Genomic DNA, 18,655 nt, shown 5'->3' with positions numbered 1-18,655 from the left:
GCATGACGAACCGAAACGACAGCGGCGACAGCGACGCTTCCGACTCAAACCCGCGAGTGGGTTTGCCAGCCGCGCGAATCGTCGGCGCGAGTTCGGGCGTGAGTGCCGCGCCGCGCGACGATACGCCCACGCTCGCCCGCAACGTCGTCCATTTCGTGCGCGTGCTGCGCGGCGCCGGTTTGCCGATGTCGCCTGCGCAAGCCGTCGACGCGCTCGCCGCCTTGCACTGGATCGATCTTGGCCGCCGCGACGACGTGCGCGCCGCCCTTGCCGCGCTGCTGGTCTCCGCGCCCGACGAACGTGACCTGTTCAACGCGGCATTCGATCTGTTCTGGCGCGATCCGGACTGGGAAGGCAAGCTGCGTGCGCTGCTGTTGCCGAAAGTCCGCGACGGTCTGCCGCCGCCCAAACGCAACAACCGTCTCGCCGACGCACTGGCCGTACGCGCGCCGCCGTCACCGCATAGCAGGACACCGCAGGAAACCGAACAGCACGAGTTGCACGCGCATGTCACGTTCAGCGCCGAAGAGCGGCTGCGTCATCGCGATTTCGACACGCTTTCCGCCGACGAGTGGCGCAGCTTGCGGCATCTGATCCGCGGCCAGCGCCTGCCGCTCGCGACCGAGCCGACGCGCCGCCTGAAGGCCGCCTCGCACGGCACCCATGCGGACTTGCGTGCAAGCGCGCGACACGCGGTGCGCGCGGGCGGCGACTGGACGGTGTGGAAATATCGCGCGGTGGTCGAGCGCAAGCCGCCGCTCGTGCTGCTGCTCGACATTTCCGGTTCGATGAGCAGCTACTCGCGCGCCGTGCTGTATTTCTGCCACGCGCTGCTGCAATCGCGCGAACGCCTGCAGGTATTTCTGTTCGGCACGCGCCTGACCAACGCGACGCGCGCGCTGCGCGAGCGCGACCCCGACGTGGCGATCGCGACGCTCGCCGACCAGGTGCTCGACTGGTCGGGCGGCACGCGGATCGGCGCGGCGCTCGCCGAGTTCAACCGCCGCTGGGCGCGGCGCGTGCTGACCGGCAGAGCCACCGTGCTGCTCGTCACCGACGGCCTCGACCATGAAGCGATCGACCTGCTCGACACCGAGATGGCGCGTCTGCGCCGCTTCGCGCACCGCATCGTCTGGCTCAATCCGCTGCTGCGTTTCAGCGGCTTTTCTCCGAAGGCGCGCGGCGTGCAGGCGATCCTGCCGTATGTCGACGCGCATCGCCCGGTTCATAATCTGGACAGTCTGGCTGCGTTCGGCCGCGATCTCGCGCAACTCACGCGCGCGCCTCGCCCAACCCGCTCGGCCACGACAACCGCAGGAGCAACGCCATGGAATTGACCGAAACCCATACACTGCCGGTTGCGCAGCAGCGCACTTGGGACGCGCTGAACGATACGGAGATTCTGCGCGCCTGCATCCCGGGTTGCGAAAGCATCGACCCGGATGGGGAGAACGCGTATCTGGTGACGCTGAGCGCTGCCGTCGGTCCGGTGAAGGCGCGCTTCAAGGGGCGCATGCAGTTGACCGACATCGACGCGCCGAACGCGTACAACATCGTATTCGAAGGCCAGGGCGGGGCAGCGGGCTTCGCGAAAGGCAGCACGCGCGTCACACTGGAAGCCGACGGCGACGCCGCGACGAAGCTCACCTACACGGCGAGCGCGCAGGTCGGCGGCAAGCTCGCGCAGATCGGCTCGCGGCTCATCGACGGCGCGGCGCGTAAAATCGCTGGCGAGTTCTTCAAACGCTTCGGCGCACAGATCTCGGGCGAAGTCGAGGGCGACAGTGCCGCGCCTGCCGACGGCGACGAGGCCGCTGCCGCGCAGACCGGTACGGAATCGAATGACGCGTCGGCCACCGAGTCCGGTGCCGACGCAGACGCAACGAAAAGGAAACGATCATGGACAGCGTGGATCTCGAAGTCCTGAAGTCCAGCGCACGCTGGCTGGAAGAAGGACATCGCGCGCTACTGGTGACGGTGGTGAAGACGTGGGGGTCGTCCCCGCGTCCCGAGGGCGCGATGCTCGCGGTGCGCGACGACGGGCTCGTGGTGGGCTCGGTGTCGGGCGGCTGCATCGAAGACGATCTGATCGACCGGGTGCGGCAAAGGGGTATCGAGCAGACGCATCCGGAGGCGGTGAAGTACGGCATCACGGCCGAGGAAGCGCATCGCTTCGGCCTGCCTTGCGGCGGCACGATCCAGCTCGTGCTCGAACCGTTGACGAAGCAAAGCGGTATCGCCGAACTGTGCCACGCGGTGGAGAACGGCCGGCTCGTCGCGCGCGATGTCGACATGGTGACGGGCGCGGTGCGGCTCGACGACGCGCAGGCGACCGACGGCGTGCATTTCGACGGCGAGCGGCTGTTGACGATCCACGGCCCGCGCTACCGGATGCTGGTGATCGGCGCAGGGCAGTTGTCGCGCTATCTGTGCCACATCGCGGTGGGGCTCGATTATCAGGTGACGGTGTGCGATCCGCGCGAGGAATACACCGAGGAGTGGAACATCCCCGGCACGAAAATCGTGCGGACGATGCCGGACGACACCGTGATCGACATGAAGCTCGACGAACGCTGCGCGGTGATCGCGCTGACACACGACCCGAAGCTCGACGATCTCGCGCTGATGGAGGCGCTGAAAACGCCGGCGTTCTATGTCGGTGCTTTGGGTTCGCGCAGAAATAATCAGGCGCGCCGCGAGCGGCTAAAGGAGTTCGATCTGAACGAGACCGAGTTGGCGCGCTTGCATGGGCCGGTCGGGATTTATATCGGCAGCCGGACGCCGCCTGAGATCGCCGTGTCCATTCTCGCCGAGGTGACGGCGGCAAAGAACGGCGTTTCGTTGCCTACGCTGCTGCAGGTGGAAGGTGCGAAGGCGGCGCGGGAGATTGCTGCTTCCGGTGGCGCGGCGTGTAGCGTTTAGTGGAAGTCTCCGGGAGACGCGCTGCGAGTTGGCGGTTATGACGATGCTGGGAACGCGGCGCGGTTGAGGCTGCGGCCGCAGCACCTGTTGGCGCCGCGGGCAGCGCGTCATGCGCTGCGCACATCGGCGTGCTTACATCAACCCGCACACCACCGCCGCGATCACCGATCCGCCGATCAGCACGACGCCCACCACGCGGCGCTTATTCAGCTCGGTCCAAAGCAGCACACCGGTCAGCGAAAGCAGAATGAGGCTGCCTGCAATCGTGTCGATCAACAGGACCCAGCCGACGCTCAGGCCCACGCCTTTGTGCAGATTGTTCATCGTCGCGAGAAACGAGTTCTGCGTGCGCTTCACCGAGACGAAGCTGTTGCCGACCCAGTACTCGGCCTGCATGCTTTGCGACGGCCCCATGATGCCGATCTGCCAGAACTCCGGCTGCATCGTGCTGCGATCGCCCCACGCCACCGGATGCGCCGGCTCGCGCCGCGAGCGCCCCGGCTTGCCGTCGATATTCAGCTCTTTCTTCAGCCACTTCGCCATCTCCATCGGCGAATGCAGCGGCTTTTGCGGCACGGGAATCTGCATTTCCTCGACCTGCGGCTCGCCCGTGGGCACCTTCAGCGGCCCACCGCGATGGTTCAGCAGGAAACCGGTCACGCCGAACATCAAACCCAGCACTGCGCCCCATAGGCCGACCCAACCATGCACCTTGCGCAGCCACTTGATGAAAGTCGCGCGCCGCGAACGTTGGCGCCGCGCCGCCTGCTCGGCATCGTCCATCAGATGATGGCCGCGCTCCGGCGTATGGACGGTGTACTGGGTGCCGCTCGCGGCAGCGGGTTTTATTTCGATCGAATCAGGCGCGTTCACATCCAGGCTCCAGGCGCAGCGGGTTGCTGCGTCGCCGGCGCGCGACAGATCACGCGCGCTCACCGGCAGCGGTTATCAACATTATTCGGGGAAGGGGCCGGACGGCCCGGCTTGCGGTTTCAGGTCGTCCGGCTGAGAGGCTGGCTGGCAGTCACAGAGGAGGAGAAATGTGACAAATGGCTGGCGATGCCTTTCAATTGAGAATGGCTATCATTACATATTCAGGCGGTTTGCTCAATCCGTGCTCTATTTCCATGTGTGACAGCCGCTTGACATCCACGGCGCGCAAACCGACTCTAAGCGCAGATCCCGTCAACGTTGCCGTTCGGATACCTGCCTGCCATGCGACTCTCTTCCGTGGTCTGCCTTGCCGCCTTCGGCTGGCTTGCCGGCCTTCCTGTCGCGAGCGCGAATACGCCGGCAAGGCTGGACGATCCCTATACCAATGAGGGCGAAACCCAGACTTTCACCGTTAATGCCGACGGCTCCTACGCCAAGCTCAATTCGATGACGCTGCGCGTGAACAACGAAGCCGGCGTCGCGCGGGTCGCCCAGCAATACGTCTGGTTCAACCGCAACATGGCCGACGTGCAGATTCTCGAGGCCTACACGACCACCGCCGATGGCGTGCGTCACGACGTGCAGCCCGAGCAGATCCGCGACGTACAGGAAGCGCGTTCGTTCGACGCGCCGATGTTCCAGGACATCCAGGAAAAGGTGATCGTGTTCCCCGCCGTAGAGCCGGGCGCGCGCGTGCATCTCACGTATCGCAAGACGCAGCAGCAACCGATCGTGCCCAGGGAGTTCAGCGACTTCACGCCGCCCGACCTGGCTCCGACCCACAACTTCCGTCTGATCTACGATCTACCCGCCGACAAACCGCTATACGCCGATGCACGGGGCTTCACCGCACAGCAACCGGTGACGCGCGACGGCCGCACCCGCTACGAATTTCGCTACGACAAGGCGCATTTCGGCCGGCTGGAGCGTGGCTCGATCGCCTACGTGTCGTATGGCGACCGGCTGATGGTCTCGACCTTCCCCGACTACGCCGCGTTCGCCGCCACCTACCGCACATCCGCTGCGGACCCGAGCGCGCGCGAGCCCACCGTCACACGTCTCGCGCAGCAGCTCACCGCGCACGACCACACGCCGCGCGACAAAGCCAAGACGCTATACGACTGGGTGCGCCGCAATGTCCGTTACGTGGCGATCAACGTCGGGCGCGGCGCGGTCGTGCCGCATCGCGCGAGCGCGATCCTCGCGGACCGCTACGGCGACTGCAAGGACCACGTCGCGCTGTACGGCGCACTGCTCGACGCGGTCGGCGTGCGCAACGAACCGGCGCTGATCAGCAGCGGCACGATCTACACGCTGCCGAGCGTGCCCGGCTACGGCGTTATCAATCACGTGATCACGTGGCTGCCGGATCTGCAGCAGTACGCGGATTCGACCGCGTCGAATGTGGAGTTCGGCTTTCTGCCGTCGTCGGATATGAACCGGCCGACCGTGCTGATCGGCCAGGGGGTGCTCGCCCATACGCCGGCCACCGCATTGATGACGCGCAGCACCGATCTGTCCATCAAGGTCGAACCGGACGGCTCGGCGAGCTTCACGTACCGGATGGAAGACACCGGCCCGTTCGCCGAACAGGCGCGCGCGAGGTTGCGCACGCAGTCGCCCGCGCAGCGTGAGGAATCGATCGAAGCCGAATTGCGCAGCGTCAATCTGCGCGGTAATGCCACGCTCACCACCAGCGACCTCACCGTGGCCGACGGCCCGCTCACGGTCACGATGAACGGTACGCTGGAAAGCCTGGTGGTGCCGGGCGCGGCGGCATCGATTCGCGCGCTGACGAGTCTGGCCGGCGGCGTCGAAGCGGATACGCGCTACTGGCTCGGCGAACGTCAGCGCACCCAGCCGTTCATCTGCCACAACGTGGCGGTGCATGAACACGCGCGCATCGAATTGCCCGCCAATTTCCGGGTGCTCGACATGCCGGAGGCGAAGCGCACCCAGGACCGCTTCGTCGATTTCCAGTCGCAGTACACGTTCGAACCGCTCAGCAACGTCGTCACGATGACGCGCGACGGTGCCACTCATTTCGCGAGCGAGGTCTGCACGCCCGAGGACTTCGCGCAGATGCGTCCCGCGCTCGAAGCGATCGGGCGCGACGTGCGCGCGGAGGTGATCGTCAGGTCGACGTTGACGGAGCCGTCGAGCGTGGTGTCACAAGCGCCTTGAAACGGCCCCACGCGCACTGCGCGGCCCCTACGTCCGCCAGAATCGCTGCCGAGATGCGCACATCAAACCCACTCGCGCACCATGCCCCGCCACGTGCGGCCAGCGGCCAGCGGCAGCCGCATCCGCGCCTCATGTTTGGACCGTCCGCGAATGACCCGCGCAACAGCATCCGCGCGAGTCTTTAAACCGGCCAGAGCGGCCCTTCCTGCATCGCACCGATCTGCTCGCGCATTTCGAGGATGCGGTCTTCCCAATAGCGCTGCGTGTTGAACCACGGAAACGCCGCCGGAAATGCCGGGTCGTCCCAGCGACGCGCGAGCCACGCCTGGTAGTGAATCAGCCGCAGCGTGCGCAACGCTTCGACCAGATACAGTTCGCGCGGCTCGAACTCGCAGAAGTCTTCGTAGCCGGCGAGCAGATCCGCCAGCGCACGCGAGGCCTCCGCGCGCTCACCCGGCAGCAGCAGCCACAGATCCTGTACCGCCGGACCCATGCGGCTGTCGTCGAAGTCGACGAAATGCGGGCCTGCGTCGGTCCACAGCACATTGCTAGGATGACAGTCGCCGTGCATGCGCAACATGCGGATGTCGCCGGCACGCTCGAACGCGCGCTCGACACCTTCGAGCGCGAGGTTCACCACGGTCTCCCATGCGGTGCGCACGTCGTCGGGCACGAAGCGCTGCGCGAGCAGGAAGTCGCGCGGCTCATAGCCGAACGTGTGAATGTCGAGCGTGGGCCGTTCGGCGTAGTTCTGCGTCTGCCCGACCGCATGAATGCGGCCGATGAAACGACCCAGCCATTCGAGCGTGTCGCGCCGGTCGAGATCCGGCGCGCGGCCGCCGCGGCGCTCGAAGATCGAGAAGCGGAAACCGTCGAAGGTATGGAGCGTGCGGTCGTCCAACGTGCGCGCCGGCACGGCCGGAATCTCGCGCGCGGCGAGATCGGCGACGAACGCATGTTCTTCGAGGATGGCGGCATCGCTCCAGCGCTCGGGGCGATAAAACTTCGCGACCACGGGCGGGCCGTCTTCGACGCCCACCTGGTACACGCGATTTTCGTAGCTGTTGAGCGGCAGCATGCGGCCGTCGGTGCGCACGCCGATCGTGCTGAGCACGCTGTCGAGCGCATCGAGCACGATTTCCGGCTGGAGCCGGGCGAAAGGCGCGGCGCTCTGCGCGCCGTCCTGGGAGTCGAGGTTGTCGTCGTTCATGCCCGCATTGTGCGCCGGGCCGCCGTCAAAAACGAGAGCGACGGCTCACGATACGGATTACAACTCAGCTACAACGCGCCTACACTTCGACAGCGAAACGCCGTCAATGCATCTGCGCGCTCGACGGGCGGACCTGCTCGCCGGTGTCGATCAGGTCTTCGAGAAAAAAGGGTTCAGTATTCAGATGCGGCGACGCACCGGGCTCGCCCGCATACCACGCCACCATGGCCATGTCGCCAAGAATGCGCATGACGATTCCGCGCGCGCCTTGCGGCACGGCGATATGCACCGACCGGACAATGGAACCGATTTGCATGATGTTTCCCCGTTTCTCCCGTAGCCGGCTTAGTGATTTCATGCCGGTCAAGGTGATGATAAAAGCGCCGCTTCGCCGCTAACGTTGCGTACGCACCCAATCTGCTGCGCGTGATACGCGTGAGAGGTTCGAGTCATTGTTCCCGTTTTACGGGGCTTTGGAAAGCGCGAATTAAAGGCTGTTCACCCGTCGTTTCGCCCTATTCCCATTACACTGCGCGCGACCGATGATCTGGGCGTAAAACCTCGTAACGAGTCCATCATAAACCCTGCTGGGGTGGGATATCAAAAACGTGCACAGTCAGGACGATTCGTTTAATCCGCGCGCCACGCCCTCATTGCGCCACAGTCTGCGGCGCGGTGCGCGCCATGTTCAGCGCGGCCGCCGCGTCGCGCACGCACACGGCAGCGCCCTGCGCGTGTTCGAGCGGGCACGCTAGCCATGTGGATCGTTCGTCTCGCGCTGCGGCGTCCCTACACCTTCGTCGTGCTGGCGCTGCTCCTGCTGATCGTCGGGCCGCTGACCATTCTGCGCACACCGACCGACATCTTCCCGAACATCGACATTCCCGTGCTCTCGGTGATCTGGTCGTATAACGGCCTGCCCGCCGACGAGATGGAAAAGCGCATCGTGCTCAACTACGAGCGCGGACTGTCGGTAGCAGTGAACGATATCGAGCACACGGAATCGACCTCGCTGAACGGCATCGCGGTGATCAAGATCTTTTTCCAGCCGCACGCCAATATCAACGAAGCGCTCGCGCAGGTCACCGCGCTGTCGCAAACGCAATTGCGCTCGCTGCCGCCCGGCATTACGCCGCCGAACATCCTGCGCTACAACGCGTCGACGGTGCCGATCCTGCGCCTCGCGCTGTCGTCCGCGTCGCTGACCGAGCAGGAGCTGTACGACTTCGGCAACAACTTTCTGAAGACGCAGCTCGCCACCGTACCCGGCGCGTCGGCGCCGTTGCCCTACGGCGGCAAGCAGCGGCAGATCATGGTCGACATCGATTCGCGCAAGTTGCAGGAGCGCAATCTCTCGCCGCTGGACGTGGTCAACGCGGTCACCGCGCAGAATCTGATCCTGCCGTCGGGCACCGCGAAAATCGGCTCGACCGAGTACTCGGTGGAAATGAACGGCAGCCCGGATTCGCTGGCCGGCCTGAACAACATCCCGATCCGCTCGACGGCCAATGGCACCGTTTATATCCGCGACGTCGCGCATGTGCGCGACGGCTTCCAGCCGCAGACCAACATCGTGCGCGTGAACGGCCAGCGCGCTTCGCTGCTGACGATCAACAAAAGCGGCAACACGTCCACGCTCGATATCGTCGACCGCATCAAGACGATGATGCCGACGCTGCGCAATCTCGTGCCCGCGTCGCTGAATATCGATCCCGTTGCCGATCAGTCACTGTTCGTGCGCGCGTCGGTGCAGGGCGTGCTGCGTGAAGCATTGATCGCCGCGTGCCTGACCGGTCTGATGATTCTGCTGTTCCTCGGCAACTGGCGCGCGACGCTGATCATCTTCGTGTCGATTCCGTTGTCGATGATCACGTCGATCATCGCGCTGTCGATCCTCGGCGAAACCATCAACATCATGACGCTCGGCGGGCTCGCGCTCGCGGTCGGGATACTGGTCGACGATGCGACCGTGGCGATCGAAAACATCAGCCATCAGCTGGAACAGGGCAAGACGCTCGAACAGGCGATTCTCGACGGCGCGCATCAGATCGCGATTCCGACGCTGGTGTCGACCCTGTCGATCTGCATCGTGTTCGTGCCGATGTTTCTGCTGACGGGCGTCGCACACTATCTATTCATTCCGCTCGCCGAAGCCGTGGTGTTCGCAATGCTGGCGTCGTATTTCTTCTCGCGCACACTCGTGCCGACGCTCGCGAAATATCTGCTGCGTCATCACCACAAACCGGCCGACCTGCATCACGCGCCCGCGCAGACGCGCAATCCGTTCATGCGCGTGCACTACGCTTTCGAACGCGGCTTTGCGCGTCTGCGCCAGCGCTATCGCGTGTTTCTCGAAGCGCGCGTCGCGCGGCCGGGTCTGTTCGTGACGCTGTTTCTGCTTGGCTGCGGTGCATCGATGCTGCTGATGCCGTTCCTCGGCCGAGACTTTTTCCCAGCCGTCGACGCCGGCACGATCGCACTGCATCTGCGTGCGAAAACCGGCATGCGGGTCGAGGAAACCGCCATGCTGACCGATCGCGTCGACACGCGGATTCGTCAGTTGATCCCGGCGTCCGAGCTGCATTCGATCATCGACAACATCGGCTTGCCGGTGTCGGGCATCAACCTCTCGTACAGCAATACCGGCACGATCGGCACCTCGGATGCCGACGTGCTGATCACGCTCAATCCCGATCATCATCCGAGCGCCGACTACGTGCGCACGTTGCGGCGCACGCTCACCGACGAATTCCCCGGCGTGCAGTTCGCGTTCCTGCCCGCGGACATCGTCAGCCAGACGCTCAACTTCGGCATGCCCTCGCCGATCGACATCCAGATTGTCGGCCGTGACGTCGCCGGCAATCGCGTGTTCGCCGCGAACTTGCTGCACCGTTTGCGCACGGTGCCGGGTCTGGCCGATGTGCGCATCCAGCAGCCCGCCGACTTGCCGCGCATCTTCATCGACGTGGATCGCACGCGCGCGCAGCAAGCCGGTTTCTCGCAACGCGAGATCGCGAGCAATCTGCTGATCACACTGTCCGGCAGCCAGCAAACCACGCCGACGTTCTGGCTCAATCCGCGTAATGGCGTGAGCTACAACGTGATCACCGAAGCGCCGCAATACACGATCGATTCGCTGCAATCGCTCGCGAACATTCCGTTGAACGCGAACGGCCGCACCAACATTCTCGGCTCGCTCGCCACCATGAAGCGCGACGCCGGCAACGCGGTGCTCACGCACTACAACGCGCAGACCACGATCGATATTTTCGGCACCGCCGACGGCCGCGATCTCGGCGGCGTCTCCGACGACATCCGCAGGATCATCGACGACGCCCGCGCCGAATTGCCGAAGTCCTCGACCATCGAAATCCGTGGCCAGGTGCAGACCATGAACGATTCGTTCTCGGGGCTGTTCGCCGGTCTGGTGTTCGCGATCGTGCTGGTGTATCTGCTGATCGTGGTGAACTTTCAGTCGTGGCTCGATCCGTTCATCATCATCACCGCGCTGCCGGGCGCGCTCGCGGGCATCGTGTGGATGCTGTTTCTCACGCGCACCACCCTGTCGATTCCCGCGCTGACCGGCGCGATCATGTGTATCGGCATCGCCACCGCCAACTCGATTCTCGTGATCAGCTTCGCGCGCGAACAGCTGCTCGAACACGGCGACGCGACGCGCGCGGCAATCGAAGCGGGCTTCACACGTTTTCGCCCGGTGCTGATGACGGCGCTCGCGATGGTGATCGGCATGGTGCCGATGGCGATCGGTCTCGGCGAAGGCGGCGAGCAGAATGCGCCGCTCGGGCGCGCGGTGATCGGCGGGCTGACGGTCGGTACGCTGGCGACGCTGATCTTCGTGCCGGTGGTGTTCTCGATGATCTACCGGCGGCTCGCGGCGCGGCGTCAGCGTGCGGCCGGGCATGTGGTGGGTCAGCCATGAGGCGGGAAGCAATACGCATGGCACGCGATACGATGCGCGACACCGCATGCAACACAAGAGGCAGCGTCGACTGCCCACGCAAATACATGGGGGAAATTTGATGGAAGCACAACGTCCAGACGGTTCCGGCAGCGCGCGCGATCCCGCGAAAGCGAAGCGCACGCGTTGGTTCGTCGTCGTAGTGGCCGTGGTGGCGATCGCGCTCGCGGCCCAGGGCATCCGGTCACGTCACAATGCGCACGCGGCGCTCGAACGCGATGCCGAGCATGCGAGCCAGATGAGCGTCGAAGTCGTGCGCCCGCAGAAGTCGTCGGCCGGACTCGATCTCGTTTTGCCCGGCAACGTGCAGGCCTTTCTCGACACGCCGATTTACGCCCGTACCAACGGCTATCTGAAGAAGTGGTACGCCGACATCGGCGCGCGCGTGAAAAGCGGCCAATTGCTCGCGGAAATCGACACGCCGGAAGTGGACGATCAACTGCGCGCCGCCCGCGCCGATCTCGCGAACGCCAACGCGAACTATGCGCTCGCGAAAAGCACCGCCGATCGCTGGAGCGAGATGCTGAAGAGCAAATCGGTGTCGAAGCAGGAGACCGACGAGAAGGTCGGCGACATGCTCGCGAAGAAAGCCACGCTCGACGCGGCACGTTTTAACGTCGCGCGTCTGGAGAAGACGCAGTCGTTCCAGAAGGTGTATGCGCCGTTCGACGGCATGGTCACGGCGCGCAACGTCGACGTCGGCGCGTTGATCGACGCGGGCAGCGCGGGTGGGCCCGCGAAGGAACTGTTTCATGTCGCGCAGGCGGACCGGCTGCGCGTGTATGTGAATGTGCCGCAGGCTTATGCGCAACAGGTGCGCGCGCAGCAGACGGCGTTTCTTACGCTGACCGAGACGCCGTCGCGGCATTATCCGGGCACGGTGGCACGCACCGCGGGCGCTGTCGATCAGCAGCAACGGACCATGCTGGTCGAAGTCGACGTCGACAATCGCGATGGCGATTTGCTGCCGGGTGCTTACGCGCAGGTGCATTTCGCGTTGGGCGCGGGCGCGGCGCCGTTCACGGTGCCGGGCAACGCTTTGCTGTTCCGCCCGGATGGCGTGAAGGTCGCGACCGTGGATGCGCAACGCAAGGTGAAGCTGCTGCCGGTGTCGCTCGGGACGGACTTCGGCACGCGGGTCGCGATTGCGTCCGGGTTGCACGGCGATGAGCAGGTGATCTTGAATCCGCAGGACTCGATTGTCGATGGCGCGCCTGTGCGGATCGTGCCGCGCAAAGCGGAAGGGGCGGAGGGTGCTTCGGGTGCGGGGGCCGGTGGGGATGGAGCGGCTGGCGCTTCCGGGGCGGCTGCAAGGACATCGTCATGACCGCGCGAGCACTACACCGCAACGTCACGGCCGCGCCAAGGCGCGCCCTCGTGCCCGTTTCCATGAGCGCCTCAGCATGCGCGCTGACCCTAGCCATCACCCTCACCGCTTGCACAGTCGGCCCCGACTACGTCAAACCTCCCACACCCACCGCAGCCACCTTCAAGGAACTCGAAGGCACCGGCTGGAAGCCCGCGCAACCCGCCGACACGCTCACGCGCGGCACCTGGTGGAGCATCTACGCGGACCCATCGCTCGATGCGCTCGAACAGCAGGTCGCCGGCGCGAACCAGAACGTGCAGGCCGCCGAAGCGCGCTTTCGCGCCGCGCGCGCCACGGTCGCGCAATATCGATCGAGTTTCTTCCCGCTGGTCACCGCGAATGCGGCCTACTCGCGCGCGCGATCCTCGGAAAACGTGCTGCACAAATCGACCGCCGGCCTCACGCTGAACGACTATCTCGTGCAAGCCGACGCGTCGTGGGAACCTGACCTGTGGGGCCGCGTGTCGCGCAGCGTCGAAGGCGCGAAAGCGCAAGCGCAGGCGAGCGCCGCCGACACGCAAGCCGTGCTCCTGTCGATGCAGGCCGAACTCGCGACGGACTACTTCGAACTGCGCGGACTCGACCAGGAGCGCCAACTTCTCGACGACACGATCAAGGCCTACCGCGAAGCGCTGGATCTGACGCAGCACCGCTACGCCGGCGGCATCGCCACCGACGCCGATGTCGCGCAGGCGCAGACGCAACTGAAGACCACCGAAGCACAAGCACTCGACCTCGGCGTGCAGCGCGCGCAGCTCGAACACGCGATCGCGATCCTGATCGGCCAGCCGCCATCCACTTTCTCGCTGCCGGTCGCGCCGCTCGCGGCCATGCCCGTGGTGGCGCAAGCGGGCGTGCCGTCCGCGCTGCTCGAACGGCGTCCCGACATCGCGGCCGCGGAAAGGCAGGTCGCCGGGATGAACGCGCAGATCGGCGTCGCGACGGCCGCGTTCTTCCCGAACCTGATTCTGTCGGTGACGGGCGGCCTCGAAGCGACGAACTACAGTCAATGGCTGCTCGCGCCGAGCCGCTTGTGGTCGCTCGGGCCGGCGCTCGCGGGCACGCTGCTCGACTTCGGCGGACGCGCATCCGTGAAGGAACAGGCCCGCGCGCACTATGACGAAAGCGTCGCGCAATACCGGCAAACGGTGCTCGCCGCATTCGGCCAGGTCGAGGACAATCTCGCCGCGCTGCGCGTGCTCGAACAGGAAGCCGCCGCGCAGGACGACGCGGTGAGTGCCGCGCAGCGCGCGCTGGCGGTCGTGTCGGACCGCTACAAAAACGGCGCGTTCACATATCTCGACGTGGTCGTCGCGCAAACGACGGCGCTCACCAACGAGCGCACCGCGGTGGCGATTGCGCGCCGCCGGATGGCCGCGAGCGTCGCGCTGGTCAAGGCGCTCGGCGGCGGCTGGGATGCGTCGACACTGCCGACCGACGAGCAGATCGTGCATCCGTCGCCGCCGGCCAGTGATGCAGCGGCGCAGGGCTAGCGCACGGGCCGCTATCGGCTTCGGTGAGCGGCTTTTACTGCATCAAAAAGCCGTGCAGCGCCCCCTGCGCACTCACGCGAGGCCGCCCCTTCGCGGGACCTTGCCGTGCCGCGCGGCGGCCTGCATCAACATTTCAGCGTATCCTTAACTCCTTTTTGCGCTTTTTGCGTTCCCCAAGGAGATTTTTTCGTGACCCCGCCGCCGGAATCCCAGCGGACTGCTACCTCGGCTGTTCCTTCTTCATCTGCTTCTCCCAACGCTTGCGCCGTGCCCGACATCCCCTATCTCGAACGCGGCACGCGCGCCTATTGGCGCGCCAGCATCGCGCTTCTGTTCGCCGGTTACGCGACCTTCTCGCTGCTCTACTGCGTGCAGCCATTGCTGCCATCGTTTTCCGCGGCGTTCGACGTGACGCCCGCGCAAAGCAGCTTGTCGCTCTCGCTCACCACCGCCGCGCTCGCGCTCGCCGTGTTCGTCGCCGGCTTCGTCTCCGAAGGCTGGAGCCGTCACAAACTGATGACGCTATCGCTGACCGTGTCGGCCTTGCTGACGATCGGCGTGTCGATCGCGCCGCAGTGGCATCAGTTGCTCGTGCTGCGCACGCTCCTCGGTCTCGCGCTTGGCGGCGTGCCCGCCGTCGCGATGGCCTACCTCGCCGAGGAAGTGCATCCCGACGGCCTCGGTCTAGCGATGGGCCTCTATGTCGGCGGCACCGCGATCGGCGGCATGGCGGGACGCGTGATCACGGGTGTCGTCGCGGATCTGTTCTCGTGGCGCATGGCGATCGGCACGATCGGGGTGCTCGGCCTTCTGTCGATGCTCGCGTTTCGCGCGCTGCTGCCACCGTCGCGTCACTTCGTGCCGCGACGCGGACTCGGCTTCGCGCATCACCGCACCGCGCTGCTCAAGCAGTTCACGCGGCCGGGTCTGCCCTTGCTGTTCCTGCTCGGCTTCGTGCTGATGGGCAGCTTCGTCACGCTGTACAACTACATCGGCTACCGGCTGCTCGCGCCGCCGTATCGATTGAATCAAACGGAGATCGGCGCGATCTTCGTCGTGTATCTGACCGGTGTGATCGCGTCGCCATGGTCGGGGCGCATGGCCGATACGTTCGGCCGTGCCCGTGTGCTCACCGGCAGTTTGCTGCTGATGCTGGTCGGTCTCGCCCTCACGATGCTGCATCCGCTGGCGATGATCGCCACCGGCATCGCGTGCGTGACGTTCGGTTTTTTCGCCGGGCACTCGGTGGCGAGCGGCTGGGTGGGACGCCTCGCCAAGGACGCGAAAGGCCAGGCCGCCGCGCTCTACCTGCTTGCGTATTACATCGGTTCGAGCGTGGTCGGTTCGTACGGCGGCCACGTGTGGGCCGGTCATGGATGGAATGGCGTCGCGGGACTCGTGGGCGCGTTGCTCGTCATCGGGCTCATTGCGGCGAGGCGTTTGCGCGGACGCGAACGGGCGGGCGCCTAAGCTCCAAGCTGTTCAATCTGTTCAATCTGCAACCCACTGCGCATTGAATAACGCCAAAAAGTAAGGCCGGCGTAAGCAAGCACTTCATTTTTTTCGATTTGTTTGCTGCGCCGCGCCAATCGTGGCGAGCCTTGTCGCAGCGCATTCAGCGCCTTGCGAAAAGTCGCCGCGGCGCCGCACGTCGTTGCTACGCCGGTCCAACGGTCTTCTATACTCAAATCGAGCGGGGGCGGTGAATGACTCCGGCAGATCGAGCCGTCCCTTCGCGACCAATACATAGCAACCATGTTGCATGGGAGACGAATATGACGACCTACTTCACGATCGGCGATTTCATCCTCGTCATTCCGATGGCGCTCGCGGGCGCGCTATTCGTCGGCGCGCTACCTTGCAAAACGGAAATGCGGCACAACGCGCTGCGTGTGCTGGGCGCACTGATCGGCGTGATGTGCGCGGTCGCGCTGGTCGAAGGTCTTCCGGCGCTCGTGTAGCGCACAGTACAAAAGCCGCCTCACCGGCGGCTTTTTCGCTTCTGCTTATCGGCTTTCTGCGGATGCGAGTCGCGATGATCAGATGGCCTGATCCGTCGACGGCTTCTCCCACAGATTGACTCCGCCTTCGGTCGCATAGCGATCGATCTCCGCGAGTTCATCCTTCGTGAACACGAGGTTCTTCAACGCACCGACGTTCTCGCGCACCTGTTCCGCACGGCTCGCGCCGATCAGCACCGACGTCACGCGCGAATCGCGCAATGCCCATGCGAGCGCCATTTGCGCGAGGCTCTGTCCGCGACGCTGCGCGATGTCGTTGAGCTTGCGCACATGCTCGATGTTTTGCGGGCTCAGATGCTCCTGCTTCAACGAACCGCCGCCCGGCTTGTTGACGCGCGCATCGTCCGGCACGCCGTTCAGGTATTTGCCGGTGAGCAAACCCTGCGCGAGCGGCGTGAATGCGATCGTGCCCGCGCCGACCTTCTCCAGCGTATCCAGCAGCTCATGCTCGATCCAGCGGTTGAGCATGTTGTACGCGGGTTGATGGATCAGCAGCGGCACTTTGTACTCGGCGAGCAGCTTCGTCATTTCGAGCGTCTTGGTTGCCGAGTACGACGAAATACCGATGTACAGCGCCTTGCCTTGCTGCACGGCGCTCGCCAATGCACCGGCGGTTTCTTCGAGCGGCGTGTCGGCATCGAAACGATGCGAATAGAAGATATCGACGTAGTCGAGGCCCATGCGTTGCAGGCTCTGATCGAGACTCGCGAGCACGTACTTGCGCGAGCCGCCGCCCTGGCCGTACGGACCCGGCCACATGTCCCAACCGGCCTTCGACGAAATCAGCAGCTCGTCGCGATACGGTTTGAAGTCGTCCTTGAACAGACGCCCGAAGTTCGTCTCCGCGCTGCCGTACGGCGGCCCGTAGTTGTTCGCGAGGTCGAAGTGGGTGATGCCGAGATCGAACGCCGTGCGCAGGATGTCGCGCTGCGTGGAAATCGGCGTGGTGTCGCCGAAGTTGTGCCACAAGCCGAGCGACAGCGCCGGCAGTTTGAGGCCCGACTTGCCGCAGACGCGGTATTGCATGTCCGAATAGCGTTCTGAAGCTGCTTCGTAAGCCATTGCTAGTGTCCTTGTTGGTGAAGTGGCCCGGTCAGTGCGGGCGTGAGGCGATCACACGTTGCGAGAGGCAGGCTGCTTTTTGGGTTTATGCGAAGTGCAGCTAGAGCGCTATGGTAGCCAATCGACGCGATGCGTGCAGACGCCCAGTATGCGGGATGGACGATGGCTTGCGGGTCCCCTACACTTTGGCCCGTCGAAGCTTATGGGAGGAATGCATGACGAAGGCTATTTCATTCGCGCTGCTCGTCGGCGGGATCGTGTTGCTGTATTTCGGTGGGCAGGCGTTCAATTCGGTGAGCAGCGACGTCGCGCGCGTGTTCACCGGCTCGCCGAGCAACAAGGCGATCATGCTGATCGTGGCCGGCGTGGTAGCCACGCTCGCCGGACTCACGGGAATCGCATTGTCCGGGCGCAAACGGTAAGCGTTGATGGGCGGGTGCGGCGCTTGGCGTTCGATCGTATGAATGAACGCGCACAAGCGCCGCCGCCAAAGATAAACACCTAAAACGCCACTTCAGGCTTGGCAGCCGAACGGGTACCCGGCAACGGCACATTGCTCGCGCCGTGATACGTGTACACGAGAGAAAACTTCACCTGATCGCTGAGGTTTTTGCCCGCTGAATGCAGCGTGTTGCAGTGGAAGAACACGACGTCCCCGGCCTTCAGTTCGGGCGACACCGCCGCGCGAATCCAGGCCTGGTTCTCTTCGAGGTCGGAGCGGAAAAATTTGGCTTCATCGAACCGGTCGGACGTGAACGACTCGCTGTGCGACTTCGGCACGAGCCACAGCGCGCCGTTATCGACCGTTTCCCACCCAACCGCGAGCCACACCGACACCAGATCGTCACGCTCGAACGACCAGTAGCGCACATCGCGATGCCAGCCGGTCAGGCTGCCGTATGCGGGGTGTTTGGTCATCATGCAGTTGTGATGCGCGCGCGACAGGCGCGGCTCTTCACCGAAGTACAACTCCATCCAGCCGCGAATTTCCGGCGCGGTCGCCCACTGTGCGAACGCCGGATGACGCCCATACGCATCCAGCAGCCGCCGTACCGTATGGCCGCCCGGCGCGTGTTTCGACGACGGCGCGCCGGGGTACTGCAGATCCGCTTCGAATTCGATCGGCGCCGCCGCTTCCTGCAACTGATGCTGCGCGATCTGCTTCAATTCGGCGCAACGCTCGGGCGACACCAGGCCGGGCACCACGACGAAGCCCTGCTCCCGCAACGTCTGAATCTGCTCTTTCTTCGAATGAAATGACATGGTGATCCGTTACTGTCGACTAGCTGATGCTCGATTGTAAAACGGGCGCGATCGCACTGCGCGCAGTTTCGCCCGCCAACGCGCCGCAGCCTTACGCACTACTTTCACGCGCAGGAGCGTTCCCACGGCACAGCGACGGGGCAAACGCGCACGATAATCGATCGCGACGGCGCAACCGTGGGGGCCTGCGCGGCGGTCATCTTCGTAAAAACCCGCGTT

Annotated in this window: 15 protein-coding genes; 10 read left to right on the top strand and 5 right to left on the bottom strand. The window is 64.6% G+C overall.

The window, feature by feature from the left end; translation table 11 throughout:
• Positions 1 to 2: 2 nt before the first annotated feature.
• Genes ACZ9H4_RS23675 through ACZ9H4_RS23665 form a run of 3 tightly spaced genes read left to right on the top strand, consistent with a single transcriptional unit; the run spans position 3 to position 2,922 of the window.
• On the top strand, positions 3 to 1,337 hold the full coding sequence (locus ACZ9H4_RS23675) for a vWA domain-containing protein (protein WP_476121164.1): 1,335 nt from the start codon (positions 3 to 5) through the stop codon (positions 1,335 to 1,337).
• Positions 1,328 to 1,927: a CoxG family protein gene (locus ACZ9H4_RS23670; RefSeq protein ID WP_408155904.1), complete on the top strand. Its 600-nt coding sequence runs from the start codon at positions 1,328 to 1,330 to the stop codon at positions 1,925 to 1,927. The genes ACZ9H4_RS23675 and ACZ9H4_RS23670 overlap by 10 nt, the downstream gene beginning before the upstream one ends.
• Complete coding sequence (locus ACZ9H4_RS23665) at positions 1,900 to 2,922, top strand: XdhC family protein (RefSeq protein WP_408139670.1); 1,023 nt, start codon at positions 1,900 to 1,902, stop codon at positions 2,920 to 2,922. The genes ACZ9H4_RS23670 and ACZ9H4_RS23665 overlap by 28 nt, the downstream gene beginning before the upstream one ends.
• A 132-nt stretch (positions 2,923 to 3,054) precedes the next feature.
• Here the strand turns inward: ACZ9H4_RS23665 and ACZ9H4_RS23660 are convergent, their stop codons facing one another.
• On the bottom strand, positions 3,055 to 3,795 hold the full coding sequence (locus ACZ9H4_RS23660) for a PepSY-associated TM helix domain-containing protein (protein ID WP_408139672.1): 741 nt from the start codon (positions 3,793 to 3,795) through the stop codon (positions 3,055 to 3,057).
• Between the two features lie 342 nt (positions 3,796 to 4,137).
• Between ACZ9H4_RS23660 and ACZ9H4_RS23655 the strand changes: the two genes are divergently transcribed.
• Complete coding sequence (locus ACZ9H4_RS23655; protein WP_476121161.1) at positions 4,138 to 6,039, top strand: DUF3857 domain-containing transglutaminase family protein; 1,902 nt, start codon at positions 4,138 to 4,140, stop codon at positions 6,037 to 6,039.
• A 181-nt stretch (positions 6,040 to 6,220) separates the two neighbouring features.
• Here ACZ9H4_RS23655 and ACZ9H4_RS23650 read toward each other — a convergent pair whose 3' ends face one another.
• Both ACZ9H4_RS23650 and ACZ9H4_RS23645 read right to left on the bottom strand, forming a co-directional pair.
• The gene (locus ACZ9H4_RS23650) at positions 6,221 to 7,249 is read right to left on the bottom strand and encodes a serine/threonine protein kinase (protein WP_476121159.1); all 1,029 of its coding nucleotides are present in this window, start codon (positions 7,247 to 7,249) and stop codon (positions 6,221 to 6,223) included.
• 103 nt (positions 7,250 to 7,352) lie between these two features.
• Positions 7,353 to 7,565 (bottom strand): hypothetical protein, encoded by a 213-nt coding sequence (locus tag ACZ9H4_RS23645; protein ID WP_042327325.1) that lies wholly within the window; start codon positions 7,563 to 7,565, stop codon positions 7,353 to 7,355.
• 441 nt (positions 7,566 to 8,006) lie between these two features.
• On the opposite strand from ACZ9H4_RS23645, the gene ACZ9H4_RS23640 reads away from it, so the two are divergent.
• The 5 genes from ACZ9H4_RS23640 (at position 8,007) to ACZ9H4_RS23620 (ending at position 16,051) form a co-directional block, all read left to right on the top strand.
• Positions 8,007 to 11,189 carry an efflux RND transporter permease subunit gene (locus ACZ9H4_RS23640; RefSeq protein WP_476121156.1) on the top strand — a complete coding sequence of 1,061 codons (3,183 nt, stop codon included), beginning with the start codon at positions 8,007 to 8,009 and terminating at the stop codon, positions 11,187 to 11,189.
• A gap of 100 nt (positions 11,190 to 11,289) precedes the next feature.
• Entirely contained in the window at positions 11,290 to 12,555 is a 1,266-nt protein-coding gene (locus tag ACZ9H4_RS23635) for an efflux RND transporter periplasmic adaptor subunit (protein ID WP_408155914.1), read from the top strand.
• Positions 12,556 to 12,617: 62 nt separating this feature from the next.
• Complete coding sequence (locus ACZ9H4_RS23630; RefSeq protein WP_476121153.1) at positions 12,618 to 14,090, top strand: efflux transporter outer membrane subunit; 1,473 nt, start codon at positions 12,618 to 12,620, stop codon at positions 14,088 to 14,090.
• A 267-nt stretch (positions 14,091 to 14,357) separates the two neighbouring features.
• Positions 14,358 to 15,560 (top strand): MFS transporter, encoded by a 1,203-nt coding sequence (locus ACZ9H4_RS23625; RefSeq protein ID WP_408155920.1) that lies wholly within the window; start codon positions 14,358 to 14,360, stop codon positions 15,558 to 15,560.
• A 305-nt stretch (positions 15,561 to 15,865) separates the two neighbouring features.
• On the top strand, positions 15,866 to 16,051 hold the full coding sequence (locus tag ACZ9H4_RS23620) for a hypothetical protein (RefSeq protein WP_042327321.1): 186 nt from the start codon (positions 15,866 to 15,868) through the stop codon (positions 16,049 to 16,051).
• Between the two features lie 78 nt (positions 16,052 to 16,129).
• Here ACZ9H4_RS23620 and mgrA read toward each other — a convergent pair whose 3' ends face one another.
• Complete coding sequence (gene mgrA / locus ACZ9H4_RS23615; protein WP_408323124.1) at positions 16,130 to 17,173, bottom strand: L-glyceraldehyde 3-phosphate reductase; 1,044 nt, start codon at positions 17,171 to 17,173, stop codon at positions 16,130 to 16,132.
• A 215-nt stretch (positions 17,174 to 17,388) separates the two neighbouring features.
• Between mgrA and ACZ9H4_RS23610 the strand changes: the two genes are divergently transcribed.
• Positions 17,389 to 17,595 carry a DUF3185 family protein gene (locus ACZ9H4_RS23610; RefSeq protein WP_408139688.1) on the top strand — a complete coding sequence of 69 codons (207 nt, stop codon included), beginning with the start codon at positions 17,389 to 17,391 and terminating at the stop codon, positions 17,593 to 17,595.
• A gap of 79 nt (positions 17,596 to 17,674) precedes the next feature.
• Here the strand turns inward: ACZ9H4_RS23610 and ACZ9H4_RS23605 are convergent, their stop codons facing one another.
• Positions 17,675 to 18,436 carry a phytanoyl-CoA dioxygenase family protein gene (locus ACZ9H4_RS23605; protein ID WP_476121150.1) on the bottom strand — a complete coding sequence of 254 codons (762 nt, stop codon included), beginning with the start codon at positions 18,434 to 18,436 and terminating at the stop codon, positions 17,675 to 17,677.
• Between the last annotated feature and the right edge of the window lie 219 nt (positions 18,437 to 18,655).

Source organism: Paraburkholderia sp. TE9906 (assembly GCF_056279605.1).
The sequence above is the reverse complement of the archived record's forward strand: the minus strand, read 5'-3'. Positions and strand labels throughout refer to the sequence as shown.

Coding starts and splice junctions, on each gene's coding strand:
- ACZ9H4_RS23675 (WP_476121164.1), top strand. CDS start 3: ATGACGAACCGAAACGACAGCGGCGACAGCGACGCTTCCGACTCAAAC.
- ACZ9H4_RS23670 (WP_408155904.1), top strand. CDS start 1,328: ATGGAATTGACCGAAACCCATACACTGCCGGTTGCGCAGCAGCGCACT.
- ACZ9H4_RS23665 (WP_408139670.1), top strand. CDS start 1,900: ATGGACAGCGTGGATCTCGAAGTCCTGAAGTCCAGCGCACGCTGGCTG.
- ACZ9H4_RS23655 (WP_476121161.1), top strand. CDS start 4,138: ATGCGACTCTCTTCCGTGGTCTGCCTTGCCGCCTTCGGCTGGCTTGCC.
- ACZ9H4_RS23650 (WP_476121159.1), bottom strand. CDS start 7,249: ATGAACGACGACAACCTCGACTCCCAGGACGGCGCGCAGAGCGCCGCG.
- ACZ9H4_RS23645 (WP_042327325.1), bottom strand. CDS start 7,565: ATGCAAATCGGTTCCATTGTCCGGTCGGTGCATATCGCCGTGCCGCAA.
- ACZ9H4_RS23640 (WP_476121156.1), top strand. CDS start 8,007: ATGTGGATCGTTCGTCTCGCGCTGCGGCGTCCCTACACCTTCGTCGTG.
- ACZ9H4_RS23635 (WP_408155914.1), top strand. CDS start 11,290: ATGGAAGCACAACGTCCAGACGGTTCCGGCAGCGCGCGCGATCCCGCG.
- ACZ9H4_RS23630 (WP_476121153.1), top strand. CDS start 12,618: ATGAGCGCCTCAGCATGCGCGCTGACCCTAGCCATCACCCTCACCGCT.
- ACZ9H4_RS23620 (WP_042327321.1), top strand. CDS start 15,866: ATGACGACCTACTTCACGATCGGCGATTTCATCCTCGTCATTCCGATG.
- mgrA (WP_408323124.1), bottom strand. CDS start 17,173: ATGGCTTACGAAGCAGCTTCAGAACGCTATTCGGACATGCAATACCGC.
- ACZ9H4_RS23610 (WP_408139688.1), top strand. CDS start 17,389: ATGACGAAGGCTATTTCATTCGCGCTGCTCGTCGGCGGGATCGTGTTG.
- ACZ9H4_RS23605 (WP_476121150.1), bottom strand. CDS start 18,436: ATGTCATTTCATTCGAAGAAAGAGCAGATTCAGACGTTGCGGGAGCAG.